Below are 21847 nucleotides of genomic sequence, written 5' to 3'. Positions count from 1 at the left end.
CTTGAGCCCCTGTCCGCCGCCGCTGCCCTGGGGGGTTCGTCATGCTGGATCGCGCGCACCACGGCCGCAGCCTGCTGCTGGAAAGGCGCTGGGACGAGGCGCGGGTCCACTTCCACGACGATGCGCAGGCCGGCGATGCCCGGGCGCAGGTCGAATACGCGCGGATGCTGCTGCACGGCCTGGGCGGCCCCGCCGACCCGGTGCAGGCCATCGACTGGCTTGAGCGCGCCGAGGCCGCCGGCCACGCCGAGGCGGGCTATTACCTGGCGTGCATCGCGCTGGACGACACGCCGGGGGAGCGCGATACGCGCATCAACGAGCGCATCCTGCAGGCGGCGCGGGCCGGCATGGCGGCAGCACTGCGCGCGGCCGCGCTGCACCTCGCGCGCCGCGACGACCCGGTCGAGCAGGCGGCGTGCGTGCAGTTGCTGGAGCGCGCGGCGGTTGCCGGTGACGCCATCGCCGCGCCACTGCTGGCCGAACGCCTGTACCGCGGCGAAGGCACGCCGGTGCGCTTGGCCGATTCGCGCCGCTGGTGGCGCGCGCTGGCCAATTGCGGCGTGCCGCGACTGCCCTGGCTCAAGCCGTGGACGCTACCGACACAGCCGGCCGCACGCGGCAGCGAGGACGACCACGGCCGGTTGGCCTTTGCCGACGCTCTGCATCCACCGCCGTGGACTGCACTGTGTGGACGGCCGCGGGTGATGCGCCTCCCGCGGCTTCTGTCCACCGACGAGTGCCGGATGCTGATGGTGATTGGCCAACTGCAGATGGCCACCGCCCACGCAGGCGGCCCGGAAGCGCGCTTCGACCAAGTGCTGGACGACTTCGCGGTGCGCTGGCTGCACCTGCTGATGGCGCGGGCGGCGCGCATCCGCTTCGGCCAAACCAGTTCGCTGGTGGTGCAGCGGCACGATGCCGGCGAGCCGGCGCGCACGCTGATCACCGGCGGCTCCACGTTGCCGCAAGGGGGGCCGTCGGGGATGGCCGCCTCGGAAGGCCGGCGTGCGCTGTGCGTGCTGCTGGCGCCCGCGCTGGTGGGTGGTGCGCTGGAGGCCAGCGGCGTCGCCAAGCCGATCGCTCTGGCGCCCGGCGAGGCGGTGCTGTTTGACGCCACACCGGACGACGGGCCGCCCACCCCCGACGCGTCCCTGCAAGTCCAGCCGGTGCGCGAGGGTACGCTGTGGCTGGCGATGTTGTGGTTCCGCTAGCGCCCGCCCGGTGGCTGGGTGCTCGCGTTACGCTGTAGCCATGCACGCCAACGCCCTGCCCGACCTCGACACCCTGCGCCACGACGCGGCCAACGGCGCGCCCGACGCGCAGTTCCGGCTGGCCGCCCGGCTGGTCACGCTGGACGGTGCCGAGGAAGCCTTCGACCTGTACCGCCAGGCCGCCGAACGCAACCACCTGGCCGCGCAGGTGGAACACGCCCGCATGCAGTTGTATGGCGTGGCTTGCGACGCCAATCCGATGGCCGCGGTGCAGTGGCTGGAACGTGCCGAACGTGGCGGTTCGGCGGGTGCGGCGTCGCTGCTGGCCAGCATCGCGCTGGGCGGCATCGTCATGGACCGCGATTTCCTCCGGATGGGCCAGCGCCTGCTGGCCGCGGCCAAGGGCGGCGACGTGGCGGCGATGCGTGCGCTGGCGATGTACTTCGGCCGCGACATCGACAACCCGGCGGCGATGCGCCAGTCGCGCACGCTGCTGGAGCAGGCCGCCCGCGCGGGCGACCCGATCAGTGCGTGCCTGCTGCTGGAGCGGGTGCGCCATGGCGAGATGGACGCGGGCAGCGATCTGGCGGCCTGGCAGGCGCTGGTGGCGCAGGCCGGTGTTCCGGCCCTGCCCCCGGCCCCGGGGCGCGCCCCGGTCGACGGCCCCAGCCGACCGCTGCAACTCAACCTTGAAGCCAGCCTGCAGGCGCCCGTGCCCGAAGTGCGCAGCCAGACACCGCGCGTGGCCACGCTGGAAGGCCTGCTGACCGCCGAGGAATGCCGCTACGTGATGCTGATGGGCGCGCCGTGGCTCAAGCGCGCCCGCGTGGTGGACCCGCGCACCGGCGAATGGCTGGAGCACCCGGTGCGCACGGCGTTCGATGCCACCTTCAACGAGATCATCGAGGACTTCCAGCTGCGCCTGCTGCAGATGCGCATGGCGGCGGCGATCGGCATCGATTTCACCCGCGCCGAGCACATGGTGCTGCTGCGCTACCTGCCCGGGCAGGAATACCGCCCGCACCGCGACTACCTGCCGCCGCAGACGCTGGCAGGCGACCGGCCGCAGGCGGGCCAGCGCGCGGCCACGCTGTGCGCGTACCTGTGCGACGTGGAATCCGGCGGCGGCACCGCCTTCCCCGAGGCCAACCTGGTGGTGGACGCGGGGATGGGCCGCGCGGTGGCGTTCCGCAACACCGACGATGCCGGCCGGCCGGACCCGGACTCGCTGCACGCCGGCACGCCGGTACTGGCCGGGGAGAAGTGGCTGGCCACGCTGTGGTTCCGCGAGCGGCGCTACCGGGCTTTCTGAATCGGGGACGGTGGAGGGTCCGCCCGGGACCCCGGTTGTTGCATACGTAACCGTATCCCCCGATTGCCGTAAACTATGCCCCCTGCGGCGGGACCCCTACCCCGGTCGCAGAGGCGAATCTTTCCGATTCAACGACTTACAACGCACAGTTGGCGTGGCGCCCTTCGCGCATCCCCCACGCCGACGCGGAGCACCTGATGATTTTCGAGACCCTGGACACCTACGGCCACGAGCAGGTCGTGTTCTGCCACAACAAGGACGCAGGCCTGAAGGCGATCATCGCCATCCACAACACCGTGCTGGGCCCCGCGCTGGGCGGCACGCGCATGTGGCCGTACAAGTCCGAGCAGGAAGCGTTGAATGACGTGCTGCGCCTGTCGCGTGGCATGACCTACAAGAATGCGGTTGCCGGCCTGAACATCGGCGGCGGCAAGGCCGTGATCATCGGCGACCCGGCCAAGGACAAGTCCGAAGCGCTGTTCCGCGCGTTCGGCCAGTTCGTGGATTCGCTGGGCGGCCGTTACATCACCGCCGAGGACGTCGGCATCGACGTCAACGACATGGAATACGTGTACCGCGAGACCGAGTTCGTGACCGGCGTGCACCAGGTGCACGGTGGCTCCGGCGACCCGTCGCCGTTCACCGCCTACGGCACCATGCAGGGCCTGATGGCCAGCCTCAACAAGCGCTTCGGCGACGAGGAAGTGGGCAAGTACAGCTACGCCGTGCAGGGCCTGGGCCACGTCGGCATGGAGTACGTGAAGCTGCTCAAGGAGCGCGGCGCGAAGATCTTCGTCACCGACATCAACCAGTCGCTGGTCGACAAGGCCGTGACGGAGTACGGCGCCGAGGCCGTGGGCCTGGACGAGATCTACGACGTGCCGGCCGACGTGTACTCGCCGTGCGCGCTGGGTGGCACGGTCAACGAGCACACCCTGCCCCGCCTGAAGTCCAAGATCATCTGCGGCGCGGCCAACAACCAGCTGGCCAACAACGCCATCGGCGACGAAGTGCAGAAGCGCGGCATCCTGTACGCCCCGGACTACGCGGTCAACGCGGGCGGCGTGATGAACGTGGCGCTGGAGCTCGAGGGTTACAACCGCGAGCGCGCCATGCGCATGATGCGCACCATCTACCACAACCTGCACCGCATCTATGAGATCGCCGAGCGCGACGGCGTGCCGACCTACCAGGCCGCTGACCGCCTGGGCGAGGAGCGCATCGCCGCCATCGGCAAGCTCAAGCTGCCGCTGGGCCGTGGCCAGACCCGCTTCAAGGGTCGCATCCGCGGCGGCAACTGATCCGTATCGGTTGCACTGACGGGCTGTAGAGCAAAATACGACGGGGCCCAGTGCCCCGTCGTGCTGTCCGGACCGGGCGCATGCCCCGGCCGCCAAATTCACACCGGCTGTCGAAAGGCTTCGAGGCCGTAACGTTGCCAGGAGTAGTTATGCGCCCCTTCCCGCTGGGTGAAGAGATCGATGCGCTGCGTGACGCGGTCCGCCGCTTCGCCGATGCCGAGATCGCACCGCGTGCCGAACAGATCGACCACGACAACTGGTTCCCGCAGGACCTGTGGCCCAAGCTGGGCGAGATGGGCCTGCTGGGCATGACCGTGCCGGGCGAGCACGGCGGCAGCGAGATGGGCTACCTGGCGCACCTGGTGGCGATGGAAGAAATCTCGCGTGCGTCGGGCTCGGTGGGCCTGTCGTACGGCGCGCACTCCAACCTGTGCGTCAACAACCTCTACGCCAACGGCAACGAGGCTCAGCGCCACAAGTACCTGCCCAAGCTGTGCACCGGCGAGTGGAAGGGCGCACTGGCGATGAGCGAGCCGGGTGCCGGCTCGGACGTGGTCGGCTCGATGAGCTGCCGCGCCGAGCTGCGTGACGGCGTGTGGGTGGCCAACGGCAACAAGATGTGGATCACCAACGGCCCCGAGGCCGACGTGCTGGTGGTCTACATGCGCACCGCGCCCAAGGACGCGGGCAGCAAGTGCATGACCGCCTTCATCGTCGAGAAGGGCATGAAGGGTTTCAGCACGGCGCAGAAGTTGGACAAGCTGGGCATGCGCGGCTCCAACACCTGCGAGCTGGTGTTCGAGAACTGCGAAATCCCCGCCGAGAACGTGCTGGGCGAGGTCAACCAGGGCGTGAAGGTGCTGATGAGCGGCCTGAATACCGAGCGCCTGGTGCTGTCCGGCGGCCCCATTGGCCTGATGCAGGCGGCGCTGGACATCACCCTGCCCTACACCCGCGAGCGCAAGCAGTTCGACGCGGCCATCGGCACGTTCGGCCTGATGCAGGGCAAGATCGCGGACATGTACACCCGGTTGCAGTCCAGCCGTGCGTTCGCGTACCAGATCGCCCGTGACTACGACAGCGGGTACAAGAGCCGCGTGGACGCCGCCAGTTGCCTGCTGCACGCCTCGGAGTCAGCGGTGCAGGTCACGCTGGAGGCTATTCAGGCACTGGGCGGCAATGGCTACATCAACGAGTACCCGACCGGGCGGTTGCTCCGCGACGCCAAGCTGTACGAGATCGGCGCGGGCACCAACGAGATCCGCCGCATGCTGATCGGCCGCGAGCTGTTCAACGGCAACAGCTGAGGCGGCAAGGGGGCCGCTCCCTATCCTGAACACGGTCCCTGACGGCCCGACCAGTCCGCTGGCCGGGCCGATCTGTTTCCGTCCCCTCCGGCCGTCGGGTGGCGTTGTACCAGGGTAGGCCGGTTCATCGCCCCCCGCCCCTTGGAGTGGGGCCTTGCCGCCCCTTTTTTTTGGATAGACTGGATCCAGCTCAGGGGGAGGGCTAAGCCAATGGGTTTCCTCGGCGCTTCTGCCGGTAATGCCCAGCCGCCATGGAAGGTATTGCTGGTAGACGACGAACCGGAAGTCCACGAAGTCACGCGGCTGGTGCTTGCCAGCTTCCGTTTCGACGACCGTCCGTTGCAGATCATCTCCGCCCACAGCGCCAGCGAGGCGCGCGAGATCCTGCGGGCGCATGACGACATTGCCGTGGCGTTCCTGGACGTGGTGATGGAAACCGACCAGGCAGGCCTGGAGCTGGCCCAGTTCATCCGCACCGACCTGGCCAACCCCGACATCCGCATCGTGCTGCGCACGGGGCAGCCCGGCCAGGCGCCGGAGCACGAGGTCATCGCGCGCTACGACATCAACGATTACAAGGAAAAGACCGAGCTCACCGCTCAGAAGCTATCGACCACGCTGTTTGCCGCGCTGCGCGCGTGGCGCGACATCATGACCATCAAGGAGCACAAGCGCGGCCTTGAGCGGGTGATCGAGGCGTCGGCGCAGGTCTTCGCCAACGAGCGCACCAGCAGTTTCGCCTCCGCGGTGTTGTCACAGCTGGCGACGCTGGTGGGCATGGAACGCGGCGCGCTGTACTTCACCACCAGTGGCGACGCGGCCAACGAGGAGGACCACTTCGTCGCCTCGGCCGCCACGGGCGATTTCAAGCGATTCGTCGACCACAACATCGACGAGGAACTGCCGCCCAACATGCTGGAGACGCTGCGCTCGGCCCTGCGCGATAAACGCCACCAGTTCAGCCACGACCACTATGTGCTGCACTTCACCGACAGCCAGAACGGCGAAAGCCTGCTGTACGTGGGAGAGGCCTGGGACCTGTCCGAGCTGGACTACAAGCTGGTCGAGATCTTCTGCACCAACGTGTCCATCGCGTTCGAGAACCTGCAGCTGAGCCAGGAAGTCTCCAACGCGCAGATGGAGATGATCTTCCTGCTGGCGGGCGCCGCCGAGACGCGCTCCAACGAAACCGCCGCGCACGTGCATCGCGTGGGCCTGATCGCCGAGCTGCTGGCGCGCGAGCACGGCATGGACGAGGCCTATTGCGAGCGCATCCGCCATGCCGCGCCGCTGCACGACCTGGGCAAGATCGGCATCCCCGACGCCATCCTCAACAAGCCCGGCGCGCATACACCCGATGAGACGGAGATCATGCGCACCCACGCCGCCATCGGCCACCGCATGCTGGCACCGTCCAAGCGCGGCATCCTGCAACTGGCCGCGGAAGTCGCACTGGCCCACCATGAGCGTTGGGATGGCAACGGCTACCCGCATGGCCTGGCGGGCGACGCGATCCCGCTCAGTGGGCGCATCACCATGCTCGCCGACGTGTTCGACGCGCTGGGCAGCAAGCGCTGCTACAAGGATGCGTGGACGTCCGAGCGCATCCGAGAGTACATCGTGGAGCACACCGGAAAGATGTTCGACCCGTCCCTGGCGCGCATCCTGCTGGACCACTGGGAGCGTGCCGAAGCCATCCGCGACCAGTTACCGGACTGACGCCGACGGGGCACCGGCATGCCGCCCCACCCCAGCTGCAAGCTGCCGGGGCTGCCCCCGCACTCAGGCCGGGTTGGCGTTGTTGCGGGCCCGCAGCGTGCGCGGAATCCGCAGGACGAACGATGTGCCTTGGGTGCGTTCGGTGTCGCAGGCAATCGTGCCGCCCAACACCTGCGTGGCCAGGTTCCACACGATGTGCATCCCCAGCCCCGATCCCCCGCTGCCGCGGCGCGTGGTGAAGAACGGCTCGAACACCCGCTTGCGGGCCTCCTCACTCATGCCGCTGCCGTCGTCCTCGTACGTCAGCACGATGTCGCGCTCTTCGCCGGTCACGGCAATGCGGATGTGCCCGTTCTCGCGGCCGGAAAAACCATGCATGACCGAGTTCATGACCAGGTTGGAGACGATCTGGTAGATGGCGCCAGGATAGGTCTCCAGCGTGATCGGTTTCGGGCAGTCGATCGCCACCTCGTGCCGGCGCTGGCGCAGCATCGGTTGTAGCGAGATCAGGATCTCCTCCAGGTAGCCCGGCAATTCGATCACCCGCGTAGCCTCGCTGGACTGGTCCACCGCCACCTGCTTGAAACTCTTCACCATGCGGTCCGCGCGCTGCAGGTTGCGCAGGATCAGCTGCGAGCTGTCGGTAGCCGCTTGGCTGAAGGCCTTGAGGCCCGCTTCGTCGAGCGTGCCGTCGGCGATCCTCGTGGACAGCGAGCTGGCCTCCTGGGCCAGGTAAGACGCCGCCGTCACCCCAACGCCCAGCGGCGTGTTGATCTCGTGGGCCACGCCGGCCACCAGGCCTCCCAGCGCCGCCATCTTCTCCGACTCCACGAGCTGCTTCTGCGTGTCACGCAACTCGCCCACGGTCTTGAGCAGGTACTCGTTGCTCGCATGCAGGGCTTCGGTCCGCGCGTGCACCCGCGACTCCAGCTCGACATTGACCTTGGCCAGCGCCAGCTCGTTGTCCTTGAGCCGCGTGATGTCGCTGTTGGTTCCGGCAAGGCGCAAGGCACGGCCATCCCGGTCACGCGCGACCACGCGCCCGCGGCTCAGCAGCCAACGCCAGTTGCCGTCGGCGTCTCGCACGCGATAGGAAACCTCGATGTAGGAATTCTCGCCGGACAGGTGCGCCGCGATCGCCTCGTCGAACGCCGGCAGGTCGTCCGGATGCACCAGGCCGCGCATGGCGTCGGCGCCGCCCACCAGCTCCCCGCCGCTCGCGTCGGCCGTCGCAAGCGGGTTCTGGCGGCGCAACTCCCCCTTCACCAGGTCGAGGTCCCAGAGCTCATCGCCGGTGCCCCAGAGGGCCAGCTTCAGGCGCTGCTCGCTCTCGGCGATCTCACGCTGCGCTCGCTTGCGTTCCGCAAGCCGCTGGCGGACCTCCCAAGCCACACCTCCCAGCAGCAACAGCCCGAGCAGCGCGTACCCCAGGTAGGCCACCCAGGTCCGCCACCACGGCGGCGTCAGGCGGATGGGAATCACCAGCTCCGGGCCCCACGCGCCGTATGGGCTGCGCGCCCTCACGTGAAAGACGTAGCGCCCCGGTCCCAGGTGGTTGTAACTGGCCAACCTGCGGTTGGCATCCACCTCCACCCAATCGTCGTTCACGCCTTCCATCCGGTAGGCATAGCGGACGCCCTGCGGATCCGCGAACGCCATCGACGAGAACTCGAAGCTGACATCGTCACCGTCGGGAGGAAGCACGATCGCGCCGCCCTTCCCGCCGGTCCGCACCCATTGAGTCCAGGCGTCCGCCTCGGCATCCGCTCCGGCACGCGCCACGTAAATGGCCGTGAGGGCGACACGGTGTGATCTGGAGGCGATCGCCACTTTCCGGGGATCGAACACCGTAAGGCCATTGATGCCGCCAAACGCAATCCTGCCATCCGGAAACTGGCCGGCCGCGGTCACGAAATAGCCCATCAACTGGGCTCCGTCGCGCGCGCCGAAATGGACAATCTCCCCGCTGTCCACATCAAGCCGGCTGATGCCGACGGTGGTGCTGATCCAGTAGCGGCCTTCCTCGTCCTGGATGATGCCGCCCACTGCGTTCATGTTGTAGTTGTGGAACTGCACCGGCCCCGGCGCGTCCAGCTTGGCCCAACTCACTCCGGCACCGTGGCCAACCCACAGCCGGCCCTGTCGATCCTCGCTGATCCAGGACACGCTGTCGTTGCCGATATGGCCCGCCACACCCGGACGGGCGCGGAAGTGTTCGATGCGATTGGTGGCGGGGTCCAGGCGCGCCAGGCCCGCCGAGCGCAGGCCGATCCAGATGGCGCCGCGGCTGTCCTCGAACAGTGTCTCGACGGAACTACCCCCCAATCCGGGGCGGCCGTCCATGTCAGGCAGGGCGCGGTAGTTGACGAATTGCGTGCAGCCGTCGCACAACATGCCGACGCCACCGCCCAGCGTGCCCACCCACATCGCGCCGTTTCGATCCTCCAGCAGCGCCGAGCAGTTGGGGTTCGGCAGGCTGGTCGAGTCCTTGGGGTCGTGGCGGAACACGGTGAACCCGTCGCCGTCCAGACGCGCCAGGCCTGCGGCCGTCGACACCCACAACCGGCCACGCCGGTCGCGCCGCATGTCCAGGATGATGTTGGAAGGCAGGGCACGTGGATTCGAAGGGTCGGGCGGGTACTGCGCCAGCACGCCGCGCTCGAAATCGTAGTGGACCAGGCCGAGGCCTTCGGCAACGCTCAGCCAGACCGAGCCGTCGGGTTCGATCAGGAACGAGCCTACTGCCAGACCCCTGCCACCGATGGTGTCGCGCGCGCGGACCTGGAGCTCTTCGAAGACCTCGCTTTGCGGCGAAAAGATGCTCACGCCGTTCAACCAGGTCCCCACCCAGACCAAGCCATCGCGATCCACCATCAGCGCCTGCAGGCGGCTGGAGGCCAGGCTTCCCCCCAGGCCCGCACCGTAGGTCCAGGCTCGCAGGGGTTGGCCGGTGGCGTCCAGGCGCGCGAGGCCCTCGAGGGTCGTGATCCAGAGCCGCCCTTGCCGGTCAAACACCAGGTCGCGCACGTTCGAATGTGGCAGTCCCTCCTTGGCCTGCCATTGACCAAGCTGGTTGCCAGTGCGATCGAAACGGAACAGCCCCGCGAAGCGCGTGCCGACCCAGACGTCAGTGCCGTCGGGGCTGACTTCGATGCTCTCGACACGCAGGTCGTCGCCGCCCCGACTCCAGCGCCGCGCCGACTGACCCGACGCGTCCACCAGCCAAACCCCGTCCTTGCCACCCACCAGCAGCCGCCCGTCGAGCAGGGCCATGGCGGCGATGGAGCCCAACTGACGATTCAACGCATCAGGGGCCCACTGGAACCGATCGCTCCCCGGGTCCAGCCACTGCAGGCCATTGCCGGAATTGCCCACCCACAGACGGCCATCACCCGTCTCCTGCAACGCCGTAACCGCATTGGCCTCGCCGCCCCCGTCGGGCTCACCCGTGGCGAACCGGGTGAACCGGTCCCGTTCCGGGTCGTACAGCGCGATGCCCGCCGCCTTGGTGCCCACCCAGAAGCCGCCGCGCCGCGACGGCGCCAACGCCTGGATGTAGCTGTCGGGCAGTGAATCCCGGCGTTGCAGGTCGGCGCGATAGACCTTGAACTCGTAGCCGTCGAACCGGTTCAGGCCGTCCTGGGTGCCGATCCAGACCGCACCGCTGGGGTCCTGCAGCATCGCCCTGACCGTGGTCTGCGACAGACCATCTTCCACGCCGTAGTTGTGGAAGTGGACATCATCCACCGTGACCACGGCCTCAGGCGCCGCGGCCAGGGCGGACGCAGGCCACCCCCACGACACCGCCAGGGCTGCCATGGCAAGCAGCGCGGGGAGCCAGTGGCGCGCCCGTGGGCGCCGGGCGCGGTTGTCAGACACTCAGAAACCGACCGCCCAGCTCAATTGCGCCTGCGTCCAGCGGTGGCCATTCTCCTGCCGGAGATCCGCGCCCAGCCGCATCAGTCCCAGGTGCGGAAGGCGCGCCTGCAACCCAACCCCAAGCATCCCGATGTCGCGCGCCAGTGTCTCGCCGTCGATCGGCGACCAGACATCGATGCCGGTGAATCGCGCGTTGATGTCGTTGCCCGACTGCGACAGCGTCCGCTGCCATTCCACTCGGCCATTGATGCCCAGTTGGGTTGCACCCCCCCACCACTGATGGTCGAACCGCAGGCCTGCCAGCGCCTGGGACGCTTCGAAGGTCGATGCGTGGGTGCTCAGGCCGAAACCCGCCGCACCTTCCTCGGTGAATCCTTCGCGCGTCATGCGCACTGACTGCAGACCCACGTACGGGGTCAGCCCGCCATCGCCCATCGTCCAGCGCTGGCCCAACTGGAGCCCCATCGACGTATAGCGGTTGTCGTAGTCGCTACCGACGCCAAATGACATGTCGCCCAGCAACACGTCACGTCGCGCCTGCCGTTCCATTACGCCGTGCGACACCCGTCCGAGCAGGTAGGAGTCGCCGAACTGCCATTGCGCGTACAGCTGCCCTTCGACCTGCCGGTTACGCTCCCGGTCCGCGCGGTCGCCTCGGAAACCCTGCCCCAGCATTTCCGCGAAGGCGCCGCCCACCGACCACCCTTCGCCCAGCCGGTAGTCGTGACCCATCACCCAACCCTGCGCATCGATGCCCAGATGGCTGCTGGATTGGCGCTGCGCGCCAAGCCGATCCCACCAGGCATTCGCGCTGGAGGTAGCGCCCCGCGCATCGAGACGGGCCTCCAGCGCATGCCGGCTGCCCTCCATGGCCATCAACGCATAGGCCGTATCCGCACCGTGCAGGTCTCCGGAAAGACTTTCCAGCGTGCGCTCCGCCGCCATGGCCGTGGGCGAGCGCTGGATCTGCCCTGCTGCCGCAAGGAAGTCGAGCCCACCGCCCGTGCCTGCGCCGCCCGGCACCGCGCCATCGTCGATTGCGGAGAAAGCGCCCTCCACCCGCTCCGCGCTGGACAGCGAGGCCGCGGTGAAGCCCATGGACGCAGCCGTCGCGGTGACGTCCAGGCGGGTGATGTCCAACCAGATCGTGTTGGGGTCGTAGCCCAACGTTGCCTGCAGGAACACGCCGCTGCCAGCACTGAGCGTAGAGAAGCGGCCGAACACGCCGCCCCCCGCCGTCAGCACCGACTCGCGCGATGAGCGGGTGTAGCCCTGGGCGATGCCGGTCACCTGCGCATCACCGCCGTCGATGGTGGCCTGGCCGGTCACCTGCAGAGGCGCACCGACCTCGAAGGCGAAACGGGCATTGCTGCCATGGTGGTAATTGCCGCCCACGACGTGGCTCGCCGTGGTCTTCGTGCTTACGGTTCCAAGGTTGTCCAGGTTCCCGACCACGCCGCCGCGCAGCTCCAGGTTGGCACCCGAACTCACCGACGCATCGCCTGGCACGGTGAAGAAGCTGGCCAGCGTCCCTCCCTGCACGCGCGTGGCGCCGAGGTAGCTGTTCGGCTGCGTGAGCTCCAAGCGGCCACTGCCCTGCTTGACCAGCCCGCCACCGCCGGAGATCGGATTGCTCCACGCGGATGTGCCGGCGAAGGAAACCACCACGTCGCCCCAGTCGAACCGGGCAGCCCCCCGCACCGCCGCGCCCACGTCGAGCAGGCCGTAGCCGAAGATGGAATCGACACCCAGGGCACCGATGTCCTTGGCGGTACCCAGCAACGTCTGGCGTACCATGTCGTTGTTGAAATACGGGAATTTCTGCCACACCAGGGCAGCAGCACCCGACACCTGCGGTGCGGCGAACGAGGTGCCCTTCCAGCGCCAATAGGTCGGGTTGTTGTAGAGATCGTTGGTACCCGTCGCGATGACCGTGCCCGGCGCGGCAAGGCAATAGCGCATCGCCACGCCGCAGGCATTGGCGTACACCGTGCCGTCGCTGCCCTTGTCCAGCGAATTGATGTTGGTGGGGTCCACCGCCGTTACCGCCAGCCAGCCGCGCTCCAGGTCGGCCCCCGGCTTCGTGCCATTGGCGCCGGGCTGGCTGGGCAGCGCGGCCATGCTGGACGGGTTGGCCCTTCCCTCATTACCGGTCGCAAACACGACCAGACCGCCGTGGGTGGCAATGAACGGCCGGTACTCGTCGGCAATGGGAGCGGTGGCGCTGAGGTTGGTCCAGTACAGGCCACCCCACGAGTTGTTCATGACGCGAACGCCGCGGTTGATCAGGTCCTGGTGGATCGACTTCAGCCCCAGCGCGCCCGACACCTCGTTGCCCTGGCCGGACCCGTCGTCGCTGGGCGGCTTGTCGGAAATGATGCGCGCGGATACCAGCTGCGCACCCGGGGCAATGCCGCCGGGCCACGAGCCGAACGCGGTGCCGGCAGCCACCTGTGCAACGGCAGTGCCGTGTCCATCCACGTCATCGACGGAGAGGTTGTTGCCGTTGCTGCTGATATAGATCAGGTTGGCCAGCACGCGACCCTGCAAGGCGGGGTGGTTGCGGTTGATGCCGCTGTCCACCACGCCGATGATCACGCCCGCACCGCTGAGGCCGGCGGCATGGGCCGCGCCGGTGTTGGTCAGGTTCAGGTGATCGCTGTACCGCGGCTCGGCGGCATATACCACCGGCGGGGGCAACGCCGCCGGCGGCGGGTCCACCCTCACGCTCTTGCCACCGCCGCCGCCACCACAGGCCACCAGCCCGGCAGCCAGCGCCGACAGCAACAGACCCCGCCGCACGGCGACCGCCAGCCCATTCTCACGATATGTCATTCGATTTTCCCCGACGTCACGGTCGTCCGATCCTGGACCGCAGGCGGCGCGTGGCCGACAGCATCCTTGTAGTGCAAACCCCCGAGCCGATCAACGATGAACCGAAATCCCGTAGGGCACCGTTGGGCTTTGTAATTTGCGGCGGCGCAACAATCGGCGCGATAATCGAGTGATCCCGGCAGGCCGCCGGCCCCACTGGAGCAGTCCATGTCCGACATCGTCATCGTCGGTGCCAAGCGCACCGCCATTGGTTCCTTCCTCGGCCAGTTCAACGGCGTCGCCACTCCGGTACTGGGCAGCGCTGCCATCACGGGCGCGTTGGAGCACGCTGGCGTTGCCGCCGACCAGGTGGACGAAGTGATCATGGGCTGCGTGCTGCCGGCCGGCCTGGGCCAGGCCCCGGCCCGCCAAGCGTCGCTCGGCGCCAACATCCCCACTTCGGCCGGCTGCACCACGATCAACAAGGTCTGCGGTTCGGGCATGAAGGCGATCATGCTGGCCCACGACATCATCAAGGCCGGCTCGGCCAACGTGGTGGTCGCTGGCGGCATGGAGTCGATGACCAATGCGCCGCACCTGCTCAACGGCTCGCGCAACGGCATCCGCTATGGCAGCGCCGAGTTCATCGACCACATGGCCTATGACGGCCTGACCGACCCGTACCAGGGCAAGGCCATGGGCGTGTTCGGCGACACCATGTGCGCCGAGTACAAGTTCGACCGCGAGGCGCTCGACGCCTACTCCACCGAGAGCGTGAAGCTGGCTCAGGCCGCGCAGACCAGCGGTGCCTTCAAGGACGAAATCGTCCCGGTCACCGTCAAGGGCCGCAAGGGCGACGTGGTGGTCGACTCCGACGAAGAGCCGGGCAAGATCGACACGACCAAGATCCCGACCCTGCGTGCGGCGTTCGGCAAGGATGGCGTGCTGACCGCCGCCTCGTCCTCCAAGATCTCCGACGGCGCCGCTGCCACCGTCCTGATGACCGCCGAGGAAGCCGCCAAGCGCGGCCTGAAGCCGTTGGCCCGCATCGTGGCCCACGCTACCCATTCGCAGGCACCCGAGTGGTTCACCACCGCGCCGGTCACCGCGATCGACAACGTGTTGAAGAAGGCAGGCTGGAGCGTGGCCGACGTCGACTTGTTCGAGATCAACGAAGCGTTCTCGTGCGTGGCCATGGCCCCGATGAAGGATCTGGGAATTTCGCGCGACAAGGTCAACGTGCATGGCGGCGCAGTCGCGCTGGGCCATCCGATTGGCGCCAGCGGCGCCCGTCTGGTGGTCACCCTGCTCAACGCGTTGCGCCAGCGCGGTGGCAAGCGCGGCGTCGCATCGCTGTGCATCGGCGGTGGCGAAGCGACGGCAATCGCCGTCGAACTGGTCTGAGCAGCCGCCATTTAGCCGAGGCTATTCGGTATAACGACGTCTTAACCAAAAAAAGTCGGCCACCCGCTTGACAGCCGTCACCGGCTTGTCATCATGTACACCGGCGCGCGGTCTGCGCGTTGCCCTACTTTATTGACGAGGAAACCGCACCATGACCATGAACAAGGCGCTGCTCGCCCTGGCTCTGGGCTTCGCCCTGGCCGCCTGCTCGAACCAGCAGCAGGCTGCTGACTCGGCCGCTGAGGCCGCTGACGCTTCGGCCGAAGCCGCCACCGCCGCTGCCGACGCTGCCGCCACCGGCGACGCCGCTGCTGCTGACGCCGCCACCGCTTCGGCTGACGCCGCTGCCGCTTCGGCCGACGCCGCCGCGACCGCCGCTGACGCTGCCGCCACCGCCACCGACGCCGGCTCTGCCGACGCCGCTGCCGATGCCGCTGAGCAGGCCGCCGACGCCGCTGAGCAGGCTAAGGAAGGCGCTGAAGAAGCCGCCAAGCAGTAATCAAACCCGCTGGTCCTAACGGGCCTTACGGTTGGAAAAAGCCGCTAGTCCGCTAGCGGCTTTTCCTTGCCTCCCCGCCATTTATGAATAGGGCCCGCCCGATTCTGAATGGCCGAGGCACCCCCTTTGCAACACGTTTCACCACCTACCCTCCTGGAGATTTTCATGAACACCAAGCTCTACGTTGCCCTGGTTGCCGCCGCCCTCGCCCTGACCGCCTGCAACAAGGAAGAGGCCCCGGCCGTTGACGCCGCCGCTGCTGTCGAGGCTCCGGCCGCTGACGCCGCTGCCACCGCCGCTGTCGAGGCTCCGGCCGCCGACGCCGCTGCCGTCACCGCTGCCGACGCTTCGGCTGCTCCGGCTGACGCCGCTGCCGCCCCGGCCGCTGACGCCGCTGCTGCTCCGGCCGCCGACGCTGCCGCTGCTCCGGCTGCCGACGCCGCTGCTGCTCCGGCCGAAGAAGCCGCGAAGTAATAGGCGTTCGCCTGCAGTACCGAAGAGGCCCGCGCAAGCGGGCCTCTTTTTTTGTGCCACGGCCGCGGCGGTTGTCCGGCACGCCCTGCCTGCGGTGGGTCCAGTCCACGACCACACGCCGGCGGACCTTGGCCGGCCGCGCCGCTTTGTGTTCTCATGCGCGGCTTACACGCATACCCAGATCCCCATGCCCGCGCTCACCTCCCAACTCGACACCCGCTCGCAGGATTTCCAGGCCAACGTGGCCTACCACCGCGCGCTGGTGGAAGAGTTGGACACCCGACTGGCGCGCGCTGCCGACGGTGGCGGCGAGAAGGCACGGACCAAGCACACCGAGCGCGGCAAACTGTTGGCCCGCGACCGCATCACCGCGCTGCTCGACCCGGGTTCACCGTTCCTCGAGATCGCACCGCTGGCGGCAGAAGGCATGTATGACAACGCCGCGCCCGCAGCGGGCATGGTCTGCGGCATCGGCCGGGTGATGGGCCAGGAAGTGGTGGTGGTGGCCAACGATGCCACGGTCAAGGGCGGCACCTACTTCCCCATGACGGTGAAGAAGCACCTGCGCGCACAGGAGATCGCGCGCGAGAACAAGCTGCCTTGCGTGTACCTGGTGGACTCCGGCGGCGCGTTCCTCCCGCTGCAGGACGAAGTCTTCCCGGACAAGGAGCACTTCGGTCGCATCTTCTACAACCAGGCGCGACTCAGCGCGGAGAACATCCCGCAGATTGCCGTGGTCATGGGCTCGTGCACCGCGGGCGGCGCCTACGTGCCGGCCATGTGCGACGAGAGCATCATCGTCAAGGAACAGGGCACCATCTTCCTGGGCGGCCCGCCGCTGGTGAAGGCCGCCACCGGCGAGGTCGTCGACGCCGAAACCCTCGGCGGCGCCGACGTCCACACCAGCATCTCCGGCGTGGCCGACCACTTTGCCGAGGATGACCGCCACGCGCTGCAGATCGCGCGCGACATTGTCGGCACGCTCAACCGCAGCAAGGTGCTGCCGGTGGCGGTGCAACCCGCGCGCGAACCGCTGTACGCCGCCGATGAGCTGTACGGCATCGTCCCCAAGGACACCCGCCGCCCGTTCGACATCCGCGAGGTGATCGCCCGCGTGGTGGACGGCAGCGAGTTCCAGGAGTTCAAGGCACGCTACGGCAAGACCCTCGTCACGGGCTTCGCCCACCTGCACGGCTATCCGGTGGGCATCGTGGCCAATAACGGCATCCTGTTCGCCGAGAGCGCGCTCAAGGGCGCGCACTTCATCGAGCTGTGCAACCAGCGCGGCATCCCGCTGGTGTTCCTGCAGAACATCACCGGTTTCATGGTCGGCAAGAAGTACGAGCAGGCCGGCATCGCCAAGGACGGGGCGAAGATGGTGACGGCGGTGGCATGCTCGCACGTGCCGAAGTTCACCGTGGTGATCGGCGGCAGTTTCGGCGCGGGCAACTACGCCATGTGCGGACGGGCCTACGGCGCACGCTTCCTGTGGATGTGGCCCAACGCGCGGATCAGCGTGATGGGCGGCGAGCAGGCGGCCAGCGTGCTGGCCACCGTGCGCCGCGACGGCATCGAAGCCGCGGGCAAGGTGTGGACGCCGGACGAGGAGGAATCGTTCAAGGCTCCGATCCGCGAGCAGTACGAGACGCAGGGCAATCCCTACTACGCCACCGCGCGTCTGTGGGACGACGGCATCATCGATCCGGCCGACACGCGCCGCGTGCTGGGCCTGGGCTTGTCCGCCAGCCTCAATGCGCCCATCGAAGACCGCACCCGCTTCGGCGTGTTCCGCATGTAAGCACTTGCCGTCGGGGATCGCCCGACGCACCGTCATGCCGGCCCCCGGGGGTGGCATGGGTGGGCTGTACCGTCCCCTCGGTTCCAAGTACATTTGGCGGGGTCGCCGGCGTACCGGCGGCGCCTTAGTGCGTCGGCTGCCCGGGCAAGGAGCTTCCTTCACGGTGCGATGGCGGACGAGTTGTAACCTTGGCCATCTTTTTTTCTGGAGCACACCCATGAACACCAAGATCTACGTTGCCCTGGTCGCCGCCGCCCTGGCCCTGACCGCCTGCAAGAACGAAACCGCCACCGCGCAGAACGAAGCCGCTGAGGCCGCCGCTGCCAGCGAGCAGGCTGCCGACGCCGCTGCCAACGCCGCTGCCGAGTCCACCGAAGCTGCTGCCGCCGCCACCGGCGAAGCCGCTGCCGAAGTGGGCGCCGCCGTTGAAGGCGCTGCCGACGCAGCCGCCGCTGCCGGCGCCGAAGCCGCTGCTGGCGCCGCTGCGGCCACCGCCGACGCTGCCCAGGCCACCGCCGACGCTGCGCAGGAAGCCGCCGACAAGGCCGACGCCGCCGCTGAAGAAGTCAAGAAGTAATCAGCTGCCGCAAGGCGCAAGCCGATCAGGAGGCCCGCACGCGCGGGCCTCCTTTTTTTTGCTTTGCAGGGGCGCTCCCGCGCTGGCCTCATCCCTCGCCCGCCCTCTGCGCTGGGCCCAGGTTGTGGTTTGCGAGTGCCGTCGCCTAGTCGCAACCGTCGCAACCGCCGCAACTGCCACCGACGGACTTCGTGGCGGGAGCGATGCGCCTCCCAAGGCGCCGCATCCATGCAGGGCGCGCTTCCCGCACCAGCGGCACGGCGATCGCGAGCCTTGCCTTGCGCACCGCGCCGGGAAACTGTCGCTTGAGCACGTACCAGGCACTCAGCACGACTGCCAGCGCGATGACGATGTATTGCGCGAGCAGCCCGGCGTCCACGTTCACCCCGCGCCCAGCAGTACCGCCGCCTGGTACGTGACCAGCGACGCCAGGTAGGCCATGGCGAAGAGATAGCCGGCAGCGATGCCCACCTGCTTCCACGAATGCGTTTCGCGGCGGATGGTAGCCAACGTGGAAATGCACTGCGGCGCGTAGATGAACCACACCAGCAGCGACAGTGCAGTCGCCAGCGACCAGCCGTCACTGATGATCGGGCTCAATGCCTGGATCGCGCTGTCCTCGTCGGCAGCCGACAGCGCGTACACCGTGGCCAGCGAGGAAACCACGACTTCGCGCGCGGCCATGCCGGGAATCAGCGCGATGCAGATCTGCCAGTTGAAGCCCACGGGCGCGAAGACCGCCGTCATTGCATGTCCAATGCGCCCGGCGAAGCTGTAGTCGATGGCCGGCCCGGTGGCACCTTCGGGCGCACCCGGGAACGTCAGCAGGAACCACAGCAGGATGGTCATCGCCAGGATGATCCCGCCCACCCGCTTGAGGAAGATCGCGGCGCGCTCCCACAGGCCCAGCAGCAGGTCGCGCGCATGCGGCACGCGGTACGACGGCAGCTCGAGCATCAGCGGATGCTCGCTCTTGTCGCGCCGCCACTTCTTCATCACCCACGACACCAGCAGCGCGCTCACCACGCCAGCGGTATACAGCCCGAACAACACCAGTCCCTGCTGGTTGAGTACGCCCCAGACCTGCTTCTGCGGGATGAAAGCACCGATCAGCAGCGCGTACACCGGCAGGCGTGCCGAGCAGGTCATGAGCGGTGCCACGAGGATCGTGGCGAGGCGGTCGCGCGGGTCCTGGATGGAACGCGTGGACATGATGCCCGGCACCGCGCAGGCGAAGCTGGACAGCAGCGGGATGAACGACCGGCCCGACAGCCCCGCCGCCGACATCATCCGGTCGAGCAGGAACGCGGCGCGCGGCAGGTAGCCCGACTCCTCCAACGCCAGGATGAAGGCGAACAGGATCAGGATCTGCGGCAGGAACACGATCACGCCGCCAAGGCCCGCGATGATGCCGTCCACGACCAGGCTCTTGAGCGGGCCTTCGGCCATGTAGGTGCCGGCCCACTCCCCCAGCTTGCCGGTCAGCAGTTCGATGCCATCCATCATCGGCGTGGCCCAGGCGTACACCGCCTGGAAGATCAGGAACATGACCACCGCCAGGGTGGCCAGGCCGAACACCGGATGCAGCAGCCAGCGGTCCAGGGCGTCATCGATTTCCGCGGTGCGGCGCGGCATGGCCACCGCAAGCGACAGCAGGCGGCGGGTCTCGGCGTGGAGCATGTCGCTGTCCAGCTCGCCGCCGCGGGCCAGGCTGACCGTGGGCGGCTGCGGGTTGGCTGGCAGGGCATCGAGCATGGCGACCAGGTCGCGCGCGCCATGGCGCTGCACCGCCACGGTGGGCACCACCGGCACGCCCAGTTCGCGCTGCAGCGCGTCCAGGTCGACGTCGATGCCCCGACGCCGCGCGGCATCCATCATGTTGACCGCCACCACCATCGGCTTGCCCAGTTCGCGCACTTCCAGGGCGAAGCGCAGGTGCAGGCGCAGGTTGGTGGCATCCACCACGCAGACGATCACGTCCGGGGCCGGCTCGCCCGGGTAGAAGCCGCGGCACAGGTCACGGGTCACCGCCTCGTCCAGGCTGGCGGCATGGAAGCTGTAGGCACCCGGCAGGTCGAGCAGCGCGTAATGCCGGCCCGAGGGAGCCTCGAACCGCCCCTCCTTGCGCTCCACGGTGACGCCGGCGTAGTTGGCCACCTTCTGCCGGCTGCCGGTGAGCAGGTTGAACAACGCGGTCTTGCCGCAGTTGGGGTTGCCTACCAGGGCGATACGCTGCACGGACGCGCTCATGCCGAGGCCCTCTCGCGCGAATCGAGGGCTTCCACCTCCTCGGGCGCGGGCGCCGCTTCGGCCACGCCCACGCGGACGCTGATTCTTGCGGCCTCGCGCCGGCGCAGGGCGAAGCGGGTGAAGCCCACCTGCACCAGCATCGGCTCGGCCGCGATGGGACCGACAGCCATGACTTCCACCTGCTCGCCCGGGACGAAGCCGAGTTCCCGCAAGCGCCGCGCGATGGGGTCGTTGGCAACCTGGTCATCGACCGAGGCAACGGTTGCGACAGTACGCCGTGGCAGTTCCGACAGCTTCAAGCGGAAATCCTACAAATAGGAATTGTTCTCATTCTATCATTTCCTACCGTACCGGGGCGGTGGTTCGGGCCCACCCGGTATCATTAACGTTTGCCTGCACTGCACGGACCGCCCCACGATGAACGCCCCACTGCTGAGCCTGCACGACGGACCGGTCGCGCGCCTGCGAATGAACCGGCCGACCCTGCACAACGCCTTCGACGCCACCCTGATCGCGGCGCTCACCGGCGCACTGGTCAACCTGGGCCGCGACGATGCGGTCCGCGTGGTGGTGCTGGAGGGCGATGGCGCCTCGTTCTCGGCGGGCGCGGACCTCAACTGGATGCGTGGCATGGCCGCCGCCAGCGAGGAGGAGAACCGCACGGACTCGCTGGCCCTCGCCCGGCTGATGCGCACGCTGGACGAACTCCCCAAGCCCACCATCGCCCGCGTGCACGGTGCGGCATTTGGCGGCGGCGTGGGCCTGGTGGCCTGCTGCGACATTGCCATCGGCACCCCGGAGGCGAAGTTCGGGCTGACCGAGAGCAAGCTGGGGTTGCTGCCGGCGGTGATCTCACCCTACGTGATCGAGGCCATCGGTGCGCGCGAGGCGCGGCGCTGGTTTGCCACCGCGGAGATCTTCGACGCGGCCGAGGCGCTGCGCATCGGCCTGCTGCACCAGGTAGTGCCTGCGGAGGATCTCGACGAGGCGGTGTTGCGCCAGATCGGGCTGCTGTTGAAGGCCGGTCCGGTGGCCGCCTCGTCGGCGAAGGCCTTGGTGCGGCGCGTGGCCGCGGGCGCTCCGCGTGACACGCTGGATGCGGACAACGCCGCGCTCATTGCCCGCCTGCGGGTGTCGCCCGAGGGCCAGGAGGGCCTGACTGCGTTCCTGGACAAGCGCAAGCCAGCTTGGATGGGCGGCTGACCGGCGGGCGCGGGGAAGGCAGCAGGCATTCCGAGGCTCCCTTCCTTGACTGCTCGCGCTCCTGTCCCGCCGCCATCATCGATCCAACCGTGTCGACCT

General features: G+C 68.2%; 16 protein-coding genes. 11 read left to right on the top strand and 5 right to left on the bottom strand.

Translation table 11 applies throughout. The features are described 5' to 3' along the window. Positions 1-41: 41 nt before the first annotated feature. From AC3ARF_RS05675 to AC3ARF_RS05655, 5 genes are all read left to right on the top strand, one after another. The gene (locus AC3ARF_RS05675; RefSeq protein ID WP_498931069.1) at positions 42-1211 is read left to right on the top strand and encodes a hypothetical protein; all 1170 of its coding nucleotides are present in this window, start codon (positions 42-44) and stop codon (positions 1209-1211) included. 40 nt (positions 1212-1251) lie between these two features. Next, positions 1252-2523, top strand: a complete 1272-nt coding sequence (locus AC3ARF_RS05670; protein ID WP_498931067.1) for a 2OG-Fe(II) oxygenase — start codon at positions 1252-1254, stop codon at positions 2521-2523. Between the two features lie 197 nt (positions 2524-2720). Beyond that, positions 2721-3824, top strand: coding sequence for a Glu/Leu/Phe/Val dehydrogenase dimerization domain-containing protein (locus AC3ARF_RS05665; RefSeq protein ID WP_498931065.1), 1104 nt, complete (start codon positions 2721-2723; stop codon positions 3822-3824). Positions 3825-3973: 149 nt separating this feature from the next. Continuing rightward, the gene (locus AC3ARF_RS05660) at positions 3974-5131 is read left to right on the top strand and encodes an isovaleryl-CoA dehydrogenase (protein WP_498931064.1); all 1158 of its coding nucleotides are present in this window, start codon (positions 3974-3976) and stop codon (positions 5129-5131) included. Positions 5132-5341: 210 nt separating this feature from the next. Then, positions 5342-6850: a DUF3369 domain-containing protein gene (locus AC3ARF_RS05655; RefSeq protein ID WP_498931062.1), complete on the top strand. Its 1509-nt coding sequence runs from the start codon at positions 5342-5344 to the stop codon at positions 6848-6850. 63 nt (positions 6851-6913) lie between these two features. Here the strand turns inward: AC3ARF_RS05655 and AC3ARF_RS05650 are convergent, their stop codons facing one another. Together AC3ARF_RS05650 and AC3ARF_RS05645 are read right to left on the bottom strand one after the other, a co-directional pair. Beyond that, positions 6914-10669, bottom strand: coding sequence for a two-component regulator propeller domain-containing protein (locus AC3ARF_RS05650; RefSeq protein ID WP_498931060.1), 3756 nt, complete (start codon positions 10667-10669; stop codon positions 6914-6916). 60 nt (positions 10670-10729) lie between these two features. Next, positions 10730-13564 (bottom strand): S8 family serine peptidase, encoded by a 2835-nt coding sequence (locus AC3ARF_RS05645; protein WP_498931058.1) that lies wholly within the window; start codon positions 13562-13564, stop codon positions 10730-10732. A gap of 207 nt (positions 13565-13771) precedes the next feature. On the opposite strand from AC3ARF_RS05645, the gene AC3ARF_RS05640 reads away from it, so the two are divergent. The 5 genes from AC3ARF_RS05640 (at position 13772) to AC3ARF_RS05620 (ending at position 18295) form a co-directional block, all read left to right on the top strand. Beyond that, positions 13772-14947 (top strand): thiolase family protein, encoded by a 1176-nt coding sequence (locus tag AC3ARF_RS05640; protein WP_498931057.1) that lies wholly within the window; start codon positions 13772-13774, stop codon positions 14945-14947. A 151-nt stretch (positions 14948-15098) separates the two neighbouring features. Next, the gene (locus AC3ARF_RS05635) at positions 15099-15446 is read left to right on the top strand and encodes a hypothetical protein (protein ID WP_498931055.1); all 348 of its coding nucleotides are present in this window, start codon (positions 15099-15101) and stop codon (positions 15444-15446) included. A gap of 165 nt (positions 15447-15611) precedes the next feature. Continuing rightward, on the top strand, positions 15612-15920 hold the full coding sequence (locus AC3ARF_RS05630) for a hypothetical protein (protein WP_498931053.1): 309 nt from the start codon (positions 15612-15614) through the stop codon (positions 15918-15920). A 187-nt stretch (positions 15921-16107) separates the two neighbouring features. Then, entirely contained in the window at positions 16108-17718 is a 1611-nt protein-coding gene (locus AC3ARF_RS05625) for a carboxyl transferase domain-containing protein (protein ID WP_498931051.1), read from the top strand. 217 nt (positions 17719-17935) lie between these two features. Beyond that, positions 17936-18295, top strand: a complete 360-nt coding sequence (locus AC3ARF_RS05620) for a hypothetical protein (protein ID WP_498931049.1) — start codon at positions 17936-17938, stop codon at positions 18293-18295. A 145-nt stretch (positions 18296-18440) separates the two neighbouring features. Here AC3ARF_RS05620 and AC3ARF_RS05615 read toward each other — a convergent pair whose 3' ends face one another. The 3 genes from AC3ARF_RS05615 to AC3ARF_RS05605 are packed head-to-tail and all read right to left on the bottom strand — an operon-like array spanning position 18441 to position 20844. After that, the gene (locus AC3ARF_RS05615; protein ID WP_498931046.1) at positions 18441-18674 is read right to left on the bottom strand and encodes a DUF6587 family protein; all 234 of its coding nucleotides are present in this window, start codon (positions 18672-18674) and stop codon (positions 18441-18443) included. 2 nt (positions 18675-18676) lie between these two features. Further along, on the bottom strand, positions 18677-20545 hold the full coding sequence (gene feoB, locus AC3ARF_RS05610) for a ferrous iron transport protein B (protein ID WP_498931045.1): 1869 nt from the start codon (positions 20543-20545) through the stop codon (positions 18677-18679). After that, positions 20542-20844, bottom strand: a complete 303-nt coding sequence (locus AC3ARF_RS05605; protein ID WP_498931043.1) for a FeoA family protein — start codon at positions 20842-20844, stop codon at positions 20542-20544. Before AC3ARF_RS05605 ends, feoB begins: the two co-directional genes overlap by 4 nt. Positions 20845-20962: 118 nt before the next feature. On the opposite strand from AC3ARF_RS05605, the gene AC3ARF_RS05600 reads away from it, so the two are divergent. Further along, on the top strand, positions 20963-21748 hold the full coding sequence (locus tag AC3ARF_RS05600; RefSeq protein WP_498931041.1) for an enoyl-CoA hydratase/isomerase family protein: 786 nt from the start codon (positions 20963-20965) through the stop codon (positions 21746-21748). The last annotated feature ends 99 nt before the right edge of the window (positions 21749-21847 follow it).

The organism is Lysobacter sp. KACC 24251 (assembly GCF_057747755.1).
This window is presented reverse-complemented; position numbering and strand designations above follow the sequence as displayed.

Excerpts from the sequence above, each read along its gene's own strand:
- AC3ARF_RS05675 (WP_498931069.1), top strand. The coding sequence starts at position 42 with ATGCTGGATCGCGCGCACCACGGCCGCAGCCTGCTGCTGGAAAGGCGC.
- AC3ARF_RS05670 (WP_498931067.1), top strand. The coding sequence starts at position 1,252 with ATGCACGCCAACGCCCTGCCCGACCTCGACACCCTGCGCCACGACGCG.
- AC3ARF_RS05665 (WP_498931065.1), top strand. The coding sequence starts at position 2,721 with ATGATTTTCGAGACCCTGGACACCTACGGCCACGAGCAGGTCGTGTTC.
- AC3ARF_RS05660 (WP_498931064.1), top strand. The coding sequence starts at position 3,974 with ATGCGCCCCTTCCCGCTGGGTGAAGAGATCGATGCGCTGCGTGACGCG.
- AC3ARF_RS05655 (WP_498931062.1), top strand. The coding sequence starts at position 5,342 with ATGGGTTTCCTCGGCGCTTCTGCCGGTAATGCCCAGCCGCCATGGAAG.
- AC3ARF_RS05650 (WP_498931060.1), bottom strand. The coding sequence starts at position 10,669 with ATGGCAGCCCTGGCGGTGTCGTGGGGGTGGCCTGCGTCCGCCCTGGCC.
- AC3ARF_RS05645 (WP_498931058.1), bottom strand. The coding sequence starts at position 13,564 with ATGACATATCGTGAGAATGGGCTGGCGGTCGCCGTGCGGCGGGGTCTG.
- AC3ARF_RS05640 (WP_498931057.1), top strand. The coding sequence starts at position 13,772 with ATGTCCGACATCGTCATCGTCGGTGCCAAGCGCACCGCCATTGGTTCC.
- AC3ARF_RS05635 (WP_498931055.1), top strand. The coding sequence starts at position 15,099 with ATGACCATGAACAAGGCGCTGCTCGCCCTGGCTCTGGGCTTCGCCCTG.
- AC3ARF_RS05630 (WP_498931053.1), top strand. The coding sequence starts at position 15,612 with ATGAACACCAAGCTCTACGTTGCCCTGGTTGCCGCCGCCCTCGCCCTG.
- AC3ARF_RS05625 (WP_498931051.1), top strand. The coding sequence starts at position 16,108 with ATGCCCGCGCTCACCTCCCAACTCGACACCCGCTCGCAGGATTTCCAG.
- AC3ARF_RS05620 (WP_498931049.1), top strand. The coding sequence starts at position 17,936 with ATGAACACCAAGATCTACGTTGCCCTGGTCGCCGCCGCCCTGGCCCTG.
- feoB (WP_498931045.1), bottom strand. The coding sequence starts at position 20,545 with ATGAGCGCGTCCGTGCAGCGTATCGCCCTGGTAGGCAACCCCAACTGC.
- AC3ARF_RS05600 (WP_498931041.1), top strand. The coding sequence starts at position 20,963 with ATGAACGCCCCACTGCTGAGCCTGCACGACGGACCGGTCGCGCGCCTG.